At 32.6% G+C, this 12,315-nt stretch carries 14 protein-coding genes; 1 reads left to right on the top strand and 13 read right to left on the bottom strand.

Translation table 11 applies throughout. The features are described 5' to 3' along the window. Positions 1-50 precede the first annotated feature (50 nt). The 7 genes from PYW35_RS06095 to ccpN all read right to left on the bottom strand — a co-directional run bounded on the left by PYW35_RS06095 (position 51) and on the right by ccpN (position 6,700). The gene (locus PYW35_RS06095; protein WP_103323169.1) at positions 51-1,142 is read right to left on the bottom strand and encodes a Nif3-like dinuclear metal center hexameric protein; all 1,092 of its coding nucleotides are present in this window, start codon (positions 1,140-1,142) and stop codon (positions 51-53) included. Next, on the bottom strand, positions 1,139-1,807 hold the full coding sequence (locus PYW35_RS06090) for a tRNA (adenine(22)-N(1))-methyltransferase (RefSeq protein WP_103323175.1): 669 nt from the start codon (positions 1,805-1,807) through the stop codon (positions 1,139-1,141). The genes PYW35_RS06095 and PYW35_RS06090 overlap by 4 nt, the downstream gene beginning before the upstream one ends. Positions 1,808-1,860: 53 nt before the next feature. Beyond that, entirely contained in the window at positions 1,861-2,214 is a 354-nt protein-coding gene (locus tag PYW35_RS06085; protein ID WP_016910878.1) for a c-type cytochrome, read from the bottom strand. A gap of 100 nt (positions 2,215-2,314) precedes the next feature. Next, the gene (gene rpoD, locus PYW35_RS06080) at positions 2,315-3,424 is read right to left on the bottom strand and encodes an RNA polymerase sigma factor RpoD (protein ID WP_016910877.1); all 1,110 of its coding nucleotides are present in this window, start codon (positions 3,422-3,424) and stop codon (positions 2,315-2,317) included. 26 nt (positions 3,425-3,450) lie between these two features. Further along, positions 3,451-5,223 (bottom strand): DNA primase, encoded by a 1,773-nt coding sequence (gene dnaG / locus PYW35_RS06075; RefSeq protein ID WP_103323170.1) that lies wholly within the window; start codon positions 5,221-5,223, stop codon positions 3,451-3,453. A gap of 11 nt (positions 5,224-5,234) precedes the next feature. After that, positions 5,235-6,050, bottom strand: coding sequence for a pyruvate, water dikinase regulatory protein (locus tag PYW35_RS06070; RefSeq protein WP_103323171.1), 816 nt, complete (start codon positions 6,048-6,050; stop codon positions 5,235-5,237). A gap of 14 nt (positions 6,051-6,064) precedes the next feature. Further along, complete coding sequence (gene ccpN, locus PYW35_RS06065) at positions 6,065-6,700, bottom strand: transcriptional regulator CcpN (protein ID WP_016910874.1); 636 nt, start codon at positions 6,698-6,700, stop codon at positions 6,065-6,067. 297 nt (positions 6,701-6,997) lie between these two features. Here ccpN and PYW35_RS06060 point away from each other — a divergent pair, with 297 nt between their 5' ends. Continuing rightward, positions 6,998-8,386 carry a glycine--tRNA ligase gene (locus tag PYW35_RS06060; RefSeq protein WP_016910873.1) on the top strand — a complete coding sequence of 463 codons (1,389 nt, stop codon included), beginning with the start codon at positions 6,998-7,000 and terminating at the stop codon, positions 8,384-8,386. A 55-nt stretch (positions 8,387-8,441) separates the two neighbouring features. Here PYW35_RS06060 and recO read toward each other — a convergent pair whose 3' ends face one another. Genes recO through PYW35_RS06030 form a run of 6 tightly spaced genes read right to left on the bottom strand, consistent with a single transcriptional unit; the run spans position 8,442 to position 12,293 of the window. Next, a complete protein-coding gene (gene recO, locus PYW35_RS06055) occupies positions 8,442-9,194 on the bottom strand; it encodes a DNA repair protein RecO (protein WP_016910872.1) in 753 nt (250 codons plus the stop codon). Between the two features lie 22 nt (positions 9,195-9,216). Further along, a complete protein-coding gene (gene era, locus PYW35_RS06050) occupies positions 9,217-10,116 on the bottom strand; it encodes a GTPase Era (RefSeq protein WP_016910871.1) in 900 nt (299 codons plus the stop codon). Further along, positions 10,117-10,521, bottom strand: a complete 405-nt coding sequence (cdd, locus tag PYW35_RS06045) for a cytidine deaminase (RefSeq protein WP_016910870.1) — start codon at positions 10,519-10,521, stop codon at positions 10,117-10,119. A gap of 12 nt (positions 10,522-10,533) precedes the next feature. After that, complete coding sequence (locus tag PYW35_RS06040) at positions 10,534-10,878, bottom strand: diacylglycerol kinase family protein (protein WP_213017645.1); 345 nt, start codon at positions 10,876-10,878, stop codon at positions 10,534-10,536. 4 nt (positions 10,879-10,882) lie between these two features. Further along, on the bottom strand, positions 10,883-11,344 hold the full coding sequence (gene ybeY / locus PYW35_RS06035; protein ID WP_103323173.1) for an rRNA maturation RNase YbeY: 462 nt from the start codon (positions 11,342-11,344) through the stop codon (positions 10,883-10,885). A 1-nt stretch (position 11,345) separates the two neighbouring features. After that, positions 11,346-12,293 (bottom strand): PhoH family protein, encoded by a 948-nt coding sequence (locus PYW35_RS06030; RefSeq protein WP_016910867.1) that lies wholly within the window; start codon positions 12,291-12,293, stop codon positions 11,346-11,348. Positions 12,294-12,315 lie beyond the last annotated feature (22 nt).

Below are 12,315 nucleotides of genomic sequence, written 5' to 3'. Positions count from 1 at the left end.
CGACAAGTTCACTTTAAGTGACTTTATCGGCAGTTTTTGTTTATGTGCAGTTACATATATTCATATGGGTCTGTATTAATTGTAGATACTTTTACTTTGATAGATTGTTGTGTCCATTCTTCCAATAAAGACTTCAAGCCTTCTTTCATCACATATTCACTATAATGATTAACATCTAGTACATTAATACCATCCGCTATAGCATCCAATGCTTCGTGATGTTTCACATCACCCGTTATAAATAAATCTGCTCGTTTACTTTTAGCAAGTTGTGCGTATTCAATACCTGCACCACCTACAATTGCAATTTTATTTATTGTCGCCTTATTATTTCCTATAAACCTTACTGCCGGTATTTGTAGTTTTTCTTTATAATTTTCCACAAATTCCTTAATAGATTGCGTTTGTTCTAATTCTCCAATTATACCTAAACCTATTCCAGCATTTTTCTTAATTTCTATAAAATCAAATACAGGTTCTTCATATGGATGATTTTCATAAATAAGTTGTTGTGCTAATAATTTATCTTTTTCTTCTACCTTAAACTCTAATTTTGTTTCATATACTGTTTCTATTGTATTAGATTTACCTATATGTGGATTTGCGTTCTCACTTGGTTTAAATTGGCCTTTTCCTTGTGATTGGAAAAAGACTTCACTGTACTCTCCTATTTGTGTTAAATGATGCTTAACAAATGCAGCCTTCATCATTTCTACATCTTTATCTGGCACATAAATTTGTACTTTGTAATAAGTTTCAAGTTGTTCGTCTAGAACTGACATATTTTTCAAACCTATTTGATTGCCGATCATGTAACTTACACCTTTAGGATGTACATCTAAATTTGTATGAAGCGCGATTAAATTGATATCATTTTGAATGAGCTTACGTATAATTGGACCGTAACTTTTATCTGTTATGTTTTGAACACCTTTAAAGATAAGCGGATGATGCGCAATAATTGTGTTCATATCATTATCGATCGCTTCATTTACAACTTCCATAGTGCAATCTAAAGTTGTTAACACGCCAGACACTTCACTGTCTTCTGTTCCAATTAATAACCCTGTATTATCCCATGATTCACTACTTGAAAATGGAACGTGTTTATTAATGACATTTAATAATTCTTGAATAATCATTTAAGCACCCCTTTGATATGAAGTATTTGCTGATTAATTTCATGATATCTTTCATGATCATTATGATTCTCTAATTGTTTAATAATCTTATTTAGTGATTCTAATTCCCTTTGCCATTTCTCTTTAAACAAATCAGTTTTAGATTTTAGCAATATAGGTCCGAATTTCATTTCTGTTTCGTCTAATTGCATTTCACCTTTTTTAGCAACAATGATTTCATAAATATGCTTTTTATCTTTTATTAATTGTTCATCATATATTTGGTAACCAATTTTTTGTAATACTTGTCTAATTGGTAATGCATGAATATTTGCTTGTAAAACTAAATCTGGGTAATGAGATAATTTGTGCTGTCCTTCATCAATAATTTGAGCTATTAATGGCCCCCCCATTCCACAAATGGTAATGACATCAATCGTGTCATCTATAACTTCTAGGCCGTCACCTAGTTTAACTTCTATAATATCAGTCATGCCATATATTTTAGTGTTATGTTGAGCAGCTAAAAAGGGACCTTTTACTACTTCTCCAGCTATCGCTTTATTAATGAAACCATTTTGAATTGCGTATATAGGTAAATAAGCATGATCAGATCCAATATCCGCTAATTTATTATGGTTGAGATATTCACTTACCTTCGTTAAACGTTTATTTATTTGAATCATAATTTTTCCTTTCATTAAAAAAATCTTTTGCAATAGCAAAAGATTTTTTTGTGTTATTTAGCTTCTTCTTTCAAGTATTTGACAAGTGTGTCTAAATCTTTATTTGAAATAGTCGCTTCATCATGGGCAGGCATTGAGCCTTTACCGTCACGAATGATTTTTTTCATTTCACCTGCATCTTTAGAACTACCTGCAAGTTTAGGTCCCATTCCACCTTCAAGATTTTGTCCATGACAACTTGTACAATTGTCCTTTGCGAATGTAGCTGCGTCAAACTTTTCAGTTTTCGCACCGCCTCCGCCTTCTTTTTCTTCCTCCTTGTTAGCACCATGTGCTGACATGAAGAATATTAATCCCACACCGAGTAATAAAATCAGAATAAACGGGATAACAGGATTACGATTCATTCATACAACCTCCCTTTTGTTAAACCTTCATACAATTATATTTTATATTAAAACAAGGCATTGTCAAAGGCTTTTTGGGATTAATATAAACTTTTCATGATTAGTCCATAAAATCTTTCAAACGCTTACTTCTAGACGGATGTCTTAACTTGCGTAATGCTTTTGCTTCGATTTGACGAATACGTTCTCTCGTCACGCCGAATACTTTACCAACTTCTTCTAGCGTTCTTGTTCTGCCATCATCAAGACCAAATCTAAGTCTTAATACATTTTCTTCTCTATCTGTTAATGTATCTAAAACATCTTCTAATTGTTCTTTTAACAATTCATATGCAGCATGATCTGATGGGCTTTGAGCATCTTGGTCCTCAATGAAGTCGCCTAAATGACTGTCATCTTCTTCACCAATTGGTGTTTCTAATGAAACGGGCTCTTGTGCTATTTTTAAAATTTCACGCACTTTTTCTGGTGTTAAATCCATTTCTTCACCGATTTCTTCAGGAGATGGGTCTCTTCCTAAATCCTGTAGTAATTGACGTTGAACACGGATTAATTTATTAATAGTTTCAACCATATGAACTGGAATACGGATTGTACGTGCTTGGTCAGCTATAGCTCTTGTTATTGCTTGGCGAATCCACCAAGTCGCATAAGTTGAGAATTTGAAACCTTTATTAAAGTCGAATTTTTCTACTGCTTTAATAAGACCCATATTACCTTCTTGAATAAGGTCTAAGAACAACATACCTCTACCTACATAACGTTTCGCAATACTGACTACAAGTCTTAAGTTAGCTTCAGCAAGGCGTGATTTAGCAACATCGTCACCTTTTTCGATACGTTTAGCCAATTCTATTTCTTCTTGAGCTGTTAATAAATTAACGCGTCCAATTTCTTTTAAGTACATTCTAACTGGGTCATTTATTTTTACACCTGGAGGAGCACTTAAGTCATTTAAATTTAATTTGTCATTAGTATCTGTAGAGTCTTTTTCATTAATCAAATTGATTTCATTCTCATTGATTAAATCAAAGAAATCATCCATTTGATCTGGATCCATTTCAAAGTTTTGCAGTTTATCTGCAATTTCTTCGTGACTCAAATGTCCTGCTTTTTTACCTTGTTCAATTAATTGATGCTTAACTTGATCTACAGTAAGTACTGCTTCATTATTAGCGCTATTGATTTTGTTTAATTCTTTATCAGACATGAATAGGCCTCCCGGGTTATTAACTCTTACATTCTATTCCGATTATATTGTACAATTTGTTCCAAATACTGTCTTTGCAGTGCGAAATCGCCTGCTTGCATTGCTTTATTCAATTGTTCATTTAAATATTCTATTGAATTTTCTTCTTGTTCATTAGGACTAATGACTCTAATATAATCTTCCATCTCATCAGTTTCTGGTTCGTCATTGATCAGCAATGAATCTAAGTACATAACTGTCTCCATGATTTGATGTTCTTCAATGTAACTTGAAAAATCACTTATGTTAAAAACATCATTATTCTTATAATACCCATTTAAACGTGAAAAAATCACTCTATTATTCAATGAAGTGAAGTCTTCTTGATTAATCCTAGAATGATATTCTAAAAATAACTGTTTATGATTCATAAAATGTTTTAACAACGCTTGTTCTGCTCTACCGATTTTATCTAGTTTTTTTTCCTTCATTTCAGGAACGACATCATAATAATCAGCATTATTTTGAACAATATTTGGCGATAGTCGATTTTTTAGACTGTTAACATCTACTTTATACAAATCAGCTACTTGTTGCAATACTTTTTTTCTTAAAAATTCTGAACGAATAAGATTGATATCATTGACTAATTCTTCTAAATGTTGTCCATGTTTTAAATCATTGTTTTCGTTGGCATAATATAATTGTTGAGCTTTGAACGCAACATAAGATTGTTTTTGCCCTTCTACAAATGATTTAAACGCTTCACTTCCATATTCAGAAATATAGTCATCAGGGTCCATTTTTTTAGGTAAATTCACAACAAAAACATTTAAACCTTCATTAAGTAGTTCTTTACCTACATTAATAGCAGCTTCTTTACCTGCGAAATCTCCATCATACAGTAAAGTAACGTTTGATGCCAGTTTTTTGACCATAATAATATGTTCTTTTGATAAAGCTGTTCCCATAGTCGCAACAACTTGTTTAATATCCGCTTCATCAGATTTAATAACATCCATAAAACCTTCAAGAAGAATCACTTCGTCATTTTGTCTTATAAATTTTCTGGCGCGATCGATGTTATATAACATTTTTCTTTTTTGGAATATTGGTGTTTCTGGACTATTCAAGTATTTAGGAGATTGATCAGTATAAGTTCTTCCTGAAAATCCAACTGTTTTTCCTTGGAAATTGAGCAACGGGAATATTATCCTATCTCTGAATCTATCAAAGTAATCAAATGTTTCATCATTGCGACTTAACAATCCAGCTTCAAAAGCGAGTACAGCATCATAACCATTCTTTTCTAAAAAGTCATGCGTAAATTTAGAATGATTAGGTGCGTATCCTATTTTTCTATCATTTATTAATTCATCGCTAAATCCACGTGATTTTAAATAGTTTAAAGCTGCTTCGCCTTCTTCGGTATGTTTCAAAATATAATGATAATTATTTGCCATCAGTTCGTGCATTTCGATCATTTTTATATGGTCATCAACCATTGAATCCGTTGCTACAGTTTCTTGCTTTTCGATGTGAATATCTACTTTGTCTCCTAACTCTCTTACAGCGTCGACAAATGATACATCTTTAATTTCTTGTATAAATTGAAAAACATTTCCACCTTTTTTACAACCGAAACAATGACATATTTGTTTATCTTCTGAAACTGAAAATGACGGTGTCTTTTCATCATGGAAAGGACATAACCCTATATAGTTACGCCCTCTTTTTTCTAGCTTCACATATTCACTTACAACATCTAAAATATCATTTTTCTCACGGATTTCATTTATTAGTTCTTGTTCTATACGCATCATTTCACCCTTTAACGGTTTTGTTGAGTAATGATTTTAATAATGTCATTAGCTGTTTCTTCTATCGCTTTATCTGAAACATCTAATACAGGACATCCAATTTTATCAACAATTTCTTCAAAGTATTTTAACTCTTCTTCAATTCTATCATCTTTAGCATAGTTAGCATCATCGCTGAGACCTAGCTGAATCAATCTTGCTCTTCTAATCGCATTTAGATTTTTTTGATTGATTTTTAATGCAATGCATTTTTTCGGATCGATATCGAATAAACCTTCTGGTGGCGCAACTTCAGGCACTAAAGGTACGTTCATCACCTTATAACGTTTATGCGCTAAATATTGAGAAAGTGGTGTCTTAGAAGTTCTAGATACACCGATTAAAACGATATCTGCTTTAGGTAAACCTCTAGGATCTCTTCCATCATCATATTTAACTGCAAATTCTATCGCTTCAATCTTCTTAAAATAGTCTTCATCTAGTTTATGAATATTACCTGGTTCATTAAGGGGAGATTCATTTAATTCATAGCCCAATATACTCATCAATGGACCCATAATATCTACATTCTTTATATGATTTTCTTCTAATTTTTCTTTTAAGTATAATCTCATTTCAGGTTTAACTAATGTATAGACGACGATTGATTTTTGTTCCAATGCTAATGAAACCACTTCATTAATATTATTTTCATTTTCAATATAAGGTAATCTCACAATATCTAATACATTGCCCTCAGTCTTATACTGAGAAGTACAAGCTTTAGTAACAAGTTCGGCCGTCTCTCCTACTGAATCTGATGCTATAATTATTCTTATCTCTTCCATTTAACGTATCCCTCCTACTCATCTTCAATAAGTGAAACAAATGCTCGAGTAATAGTAGTTTTAGTGATTCTACCTTTTACTTTCATCTTATCGCCTTTTAATTTTTTAACTACAGGTAATGCATCTATTTGTTTATCTATTAATAGTTTCGCAGCATATATTAGTAAATCGTCTTCTAAACATACGGTTATGTTAGGCATACGACTCATGTTTATACTTACGGGTGTTTCTTTCAGACTTTGACCGCCTATTGCTGCTCTTAACAAATCTTTTCTTGAACAAACACCTATTAAATAGCCTTCTTTATTAATAACAAATAATGTACCAACATCTTCTAAAAACATCTTACATATTGCTTCATATACAGAAACACTTTCTTCTATAACTACCGGTATAGCCATAGATTCTTTAATTGTCATTTTCTTAATTGAATCACTTAACAATTGTGTGCTCGATTTTCCAGTATAAAAATACCCTACTCTAGGTCTTGCATCAAGATAGCCTGCCATTGTTAAAATTGCTAAATCAGGTCTTAACGTAGCCCTCGTCAAATTTAGTCGATCAGCTATTTTTTCACCTGTAATAGGTCCATTGTTTTTAACAATTTGTACAATTTTTTCTTGTCTTTGATTTAATTCGATAACTCTCACCCCTTCAAACACAATTCAATTAGATTAATTATAACATGTATCGCAAATTTTGCTCAATTTGAATATTTGATTTTACTTGATAACTCTCACATACCATGCTATATTTTAATTAACTTTGAAATTAAAAGCGAGTTAAGGACGGTGAAAGCTTAACATTAAAAGTTTTGGCTTATAAAACTTAATATAAAGTGAGTGGCTACACTAATTTGGGTGGAACCGCGGGTTATATACTCGTCCCAAGGCATTATTTAATGATGTCTTGGGACTTTTTTAATTTAAATGAGGAGTGAATTTTTTATGGCAAATGATATGGACAAAGTAGTAACGTTAGCAAAACACAGAGGATTTGTATTCCCTGGTAGTGAAATTTATGGTGGTTTAGCAAATACTTGGGATTACGGTCCACTAGGTGTTGAATTAAAAAATAATATTAAAAAAGCATGGTGGCAAAAATTCGTACAACAATCTCCATATAATGTTGGTTTAGATGCTGCAATCTTAATGAATCCAAGAACATGGGAAGCTTCAGGACATTTATCTAACTTTAATGATCCTATGATAGACAACAAAGATTCTAAAATTCGTTACAGAGCAGATAAATTAATTGAAGATTATATGCAAAATGTTGAAGGCGATGAGCACTTTATCGCTGATGGCATGAGCTTCGATGAAATGAAACAACTTATTGATGATAAAGGTATTACATGTCCTGAAAGTGGTACAGCAAACTGGACTGATATTCGTCAATTCAACTTAATGTTCAAAACATTCCAAGGTGTTACAGAATCTTCAACAAATGAAATTTTCTTACGCCCTGAAACTGCACAAGGTATTTTCGTAAACTATAAAAATGTTCAACGTTCAATGCGCAAAAAATTACCATTTGGTATCGCTCAAGTTGGTAAATCATTCAGAAACGAAATTACACCAGGTAACTTCATTTTCAGAACGAGAGAATTCGAACAAATGGAACTTGAATTCTTCTGTAAACCAGGTACTGAAATCGAATGGCAAAACTTCTGGAAAGAGTATGCTGCAAAATGGTTAAAAGATTTAGGTATTAAAGAAGAAAATACTAAATTACGTGACCATGACGAAGATGAATTAAGTCACTACTCTAATGCTACAACTGATATCGAATATAAATTCCCATTCGGTTGGGGTGAACTATGGGGTATCGCTTCAAGAACAGATTTCGACTTAAAACAACATAGTGAATTTAGTGGTGAAGACTTCAAATATCACGACCAAGAAACTGGTGAAAAGTTCATACCATATTGTATCGAACCTTCATTAGGTGCTGATCGTGTGACATTAGCATTCTTATGTGATGCATACGAAGAAGAAAACGAAGGTGAAAAAGAACAACGTACAGTGTTACACTTCCACCCTGCGTTAGCACCATATAAAGCAGCTATCTTACCATTAAGTAAAAAGCTTTCACCAGACGCGATTAAAGTATACGAAAAATTAAGCGAAAAATTCGCAATTGATTTTGATGAATCACAATCAATCGGTAAACGTTACCGCAGACAAGATGAAATTGGTACACCATACTGTATTACATTTGACTTCGATTCATTAGAAGACAACCAAGTTACAGTACGTGACAGAGACACAATGGAACAAGTGCGTATGCCAATCGATGAAGTTGAAAGCTTCTTAGCTGAAAAAATCAGATTCTAAATAAAATAAAAACAGAGCAAAGACTTAGTAACTATAAAGTCTTTGCTCTGTTTTTTTATATTTTTAAATTATCAAGTTGTTTGAGTAATTTTTTCGTTCTAAATACAACACCGACATATTCATCATACATATTATCAATTAAAGTTTGAATCTCTACCTTCACTGGATCGTTTATTTTAAAACTATTTAAATGTTGTATCGGTAATTGATACATTAAGTTCATGAAATATAACGCTCGATTAGATATTCGATAAGCATGTTCATCATTTGCGAGTGCTTGATTACTTAATGGTCCATTATATATAAAACTATAAGCGTTTAATTGTTGTTGGTCCATATCGCCTGTTATCACACATGCATTAAATCTCGGTTCATATCCATATTTAGGCATACATTTTAACGCAACGATCATACTCATTGTGTCAGCATCAACGCCCTTTTCAACCGCTTGAAAGACGCCTAAGAGCAGCTCATAGAAGAATACATCATGTTCTTCCTCTTCTAATGCTTTATCGACTATTTCTATACAATATGCGCCATAAGCACTTTTGAAAATATCGCTTTGCATCATTCTATGACTATTTATAATATCTGCTGAAGATAAAGTACCCATGCCTTTGAATTTAGAAAAAATAAACAAGCCATGAACGAAGGGCTGTGTAGCACCTTGTAAATGATGACTTGTTTTTTTAGCACCGCGTGCCATTAATGGAACTTTATGACCATATTCATTTAAAATCGTTATGATTTTATTATTTTCACCATAATCTACTGAGCGAATGACAAATCCTTCTTGTTTATAAAGCATTTTATCATCGCCTCCATTCTATTTAATACTCGTCTTCCCTATATCCCATTTGTTTAATGAAATTAGGTTTATTACGCCAATCTTTTTGAACTTTTACCCATAAATCTAAATAAACTTTTGAACCAAGTAACATTTCTATATCTCTACGGGCACGTTTCCCTATTTCTTTAAGCATTTTGCCACCTTTACCGATAACAATACCTTTTTGAGAGTCACGTTCTACGTAAATCGTAGCTTCAACGTGTACTTTTTCGCCTTCAGCTTTAGTCATTTTATCGATGTTTACACCAATCGCATGAGGTATTTCTTGGTTAGTTAAATGTAATGCTTTTTCTCTAATCAATTCTGCTACAACAAATTGTTCAGGATGATCAGAAATTTGGTCTTTAGGATAATACATCGGACCTTCTTCTAAATATTTTTTAAATTGTTCTAAAAGTGTCTCTATGTTTAATCCTTCTAACGCAGATATTGGAACAATCTCTGCAAATTCCATAGTTTTTTGATATTTTTCAATCTCAACAAGTAATTGATCTGGATGTACTAAATCTATTTTATTTAAAACTAAAAATACTGGCGTTTTAGTTTCTTTTAATAGATCAATGATATACTCATCGCCTTTACCAATACTTTCATCCACATTAATCATAAACATAATTAAGTCTACTTCTTTTAATGTATTTTTAGCGATTTTCATCATGTAATCACCTAAAGCGTGTTTAGGCTTATGGATACCAGGTGTATCAATAAATACCATCTGCGCATCATCAGTTGTTAAAACACCTTGTACTTTATTTCTCGTCGTTTGTGCTTTGTCTGACATAATGGCTACTTTATGACCGATAACTTTGTTCATAAAAGTAGATTTGCCGACATTAGGTCTACCTATTATAGATATGAAACCTGATTTAAATTCATTCATTTATTCTAAATCCTTTCCTGAGAAACCTAAAGGTAATAATTCATTAACAGTAGTTTCAATTCGTTCGTCTTTTTGATGTGTTAAATAAACGGGCATATCATCATCACATAGTTCCTTTAAGACTTGTCTACAAGTGCCACATGGTGATGAAGGTTTATCAGCATCAACAGTTATTGTAATACATTTAAAGTCTCCAGGTCTATAGCCATCTGACATAGCAGCAACTAATGCTGAACGTTCTGCACAAATTGTTGATGGATATGCAGCATTTTCAATGTTTGCACCATAATACGATTTACCGTCTTTCGTTATTAAATATGCACCAACATTAAATTTTGAATATGGTGTGTAAGCTCTTTTCTGTGCTTCTCTTGCGCCCTCGTACCACTCTTGTTTAAATTCCATAATACATCCCCCTTAAAATACCTCTATCAATTTCGGCAAAAATATCATTATCCCGATAATTGCCGCCATGATTGATGATAACAATACCGCTAAAGCTGCTGTGTCTTTAGCGTGTTTAGCAAGTATATTATACTTGTCAGTGTACATATCAACAACATATTCGATTGAGGTATTGATAATTTCAGTTATTAAAACACTGAATATAGCAAGTATAATCCATAGCCACTCATTCTGATTTAATTTTAATATTAAACTAACAAAGATGACGATAACAGCAAATACTAAATGCAATATTAAATTGCGGTCTTTTTTTACAATCGTAACTAAACCTGCTATAGGAAATTTAAAGCGATTCAAGAATTTATTCACGCGTTAGTCCAAACTCATTTAATATTTCATCTTGTCGAGAAAACATTTCTTTTTCATCTTCTTCAGTCATGTGATCATAACCTAACAGATGTAAGAAACCATGTAATGCTAAAAATCCTAATTCTCTACTGAGACTATGATTGTATGATTGAGCTTGTTCTTGAGCAACGCCCAAGCATATAATAATATCTCCCAATACTCTCGGAATGTCTAAACCTTCAATCTCAGGTTCATCCTCTTCAAGAGAAAATGAAATGACATCAGTCACTTTATCTTTATTTCTATAATCGCGATTAATCGCTTGTATTTCTTCTTCATCGACAAATGAAATAGAAAGTTCTGCTTCTTCAGTAATATTTTCCTTCTTAGCAGCAAATGTTAGTAACGATTCAATTTGATTTTTAGTATCCTCATCAATTACTTGTTGTTCATCTATAAAATCCATTGTTAGCATATTAAATCTCCTCTTCGTATGCATTAATTATTTTACCTACTAATGGGTGTCTGACAACATCAGTTTGTTCTAAATATGTCATCGAAATACCTTTGACACCACTTAATCTTTGATCAGCTTCTATTAAACCGCTTTTAACACCTTTAGGTAAATCAATTTGTGTTCTATCACCTGTAACGACCATTTTCGAACCAAACCCTAATCTTGTTAAGAACATTTTCATTTGTGGATGTGTCGTGTTCTGTGCTTCGTCTAAAATAACAAAAGCGTCATCAAGTGTTCGACCTCTCATGTATGCTAAAGGTGCTATTTCAATTGTACCTCTTTCGATTAAGCGAGCAGTTTGTTCAGTACCTAAGACTGTATGTAGACCATCATATAAAGGTCTTAAGTATGGATCAACCTTTTCTTTTAAGTCACCCGGTAAGAAACCTAATGATTCTCCAGCCTCGACTGCAGGGCGCGTTAATACGATGCGTTTAACTTGTCCGAGACGCAATGCTCTAGCTGCCATTACAACTGCTAAAAACGTCTTCCCTGTCCCTGCAGGACCAATGCCGAATACTAAGTCATTTTTTTTAATGTTATTAATATACACTCTTTGACCCATTGTTTTAGCTCTTATAATTTTACCATTACTATCTTTAGTGATTTCTTCGTCATATAGATTAATCAGTTCGTCAATTGTACCTTTATCAGCCATTTTTACCGCTGCTTGAACATCATTAATTGTTATGCTTGCGCCACTTTCGATTACTTTTAACAAATTCATCAATACTTTTTCAGCTTTTTCAACATTTTCTAAACGTCTCCCACGAACACTAATTTCCTGTCCTCGTGTTAAAACATCCACCTCGAGCTCATTTTCAATATATTTTATATGCTCATCTCCATTACCTAATAGCGCTTGAGCTTGATCCATATTCTCGATTTGAATTAATGTAGGCATTAAATATCTCCTTTATAAGTTG

The sequence above is a fragment of the Mammaliicoccus vitulinus genome (assembly GCF_029024305.1).
Taxonomy (GTDB): Bacteria; Bacillota; Bacilli; order Staphylococcales; family Staphylococcaceae; genus Mammaliicoccus; species Mammaliicoccus vitulinus.
This window is presented reverse-complemented; position numbering and strand designations above follow the sequence as displayed.

Coding starts and splice junctions, on each gene's coding strand:
- PYW35_RS06095 (WP_103323169.1), bottom strand. CDS start 1,142: ATGATTATTCAAGAATTATTAAATGTCATTAATAAACACGTTCCATTT.
- PYW35_RS06090 (WP_103323175.1), bottom strand. CDS start 1,807: ATGATTCAAATAAATAAACGTTTAACGAAGGTAAGTGAATATCTCAAC.
- PYW35_RS06085 (WP_016910878.1), bottom strand. CDS start 2,214: ATGAATCGTAATCCTGTTATCCCGTTTATTCTGATTTTATTACTCGGT.
- rpoD (WP_016910877.1), bottom strand. CDS start 3,424: ATGTCTGATAAAGAATTAAACAAAATCAATAGCGCTAATAATGAAGCA.
- dnaG (WP_103323170.1), bottom strand. CDS start 5,223: ATGCGTATAGAACAAGAACTAATAAATGAAATCCGTGAGAAAAATGAT.
- PYW35_RS06070 (WP_103323171.1), bottom strand. CDS start 6,050: ATGGAAGAGATAAGAATAATTATAGCATCAGATTCAGTAGGAGAGACG.
- PYW35_RS06060 (WP_016910873.1), top strand. CDS start 6,998: ATGGCAAATGATATGGACAAAGTAGTAACGTTAGCAAAACACAGAGGA.
- recO (WP_016910872.1), bottom strand. CDS start 9,194: ATGCTTTATAAACAAGAAGGATTTGTCATTCGCTCAGTAGATTATGGT.
- era (WP_016910871.1), bottom strand. CDS start 10,116: ATGAATGAATTTAAATCAGGTTTCATATCTATAATAGGTAGACCTAAT.
- cdd (WP_016910870.1), bottom strand. CDS start 10,521: ATGGAATTTAAACAAGAGTGGTACGAGGGCGCAAGAGAAGCACAGAAA.
- ybeY (WP_103323173.1), bottom strand. CDS start 11,344: ATGCTAACAATGGATTTTATAGATGAACAACAAGTAATTGATGAGGAT.
- PYW35_RS06030 (WP_016910867.1), bottom strand. CDS start 12,293: ATGCCTACATTAATTCAAATCGAGAATATGGATCAAGCTCAAGCGCTA.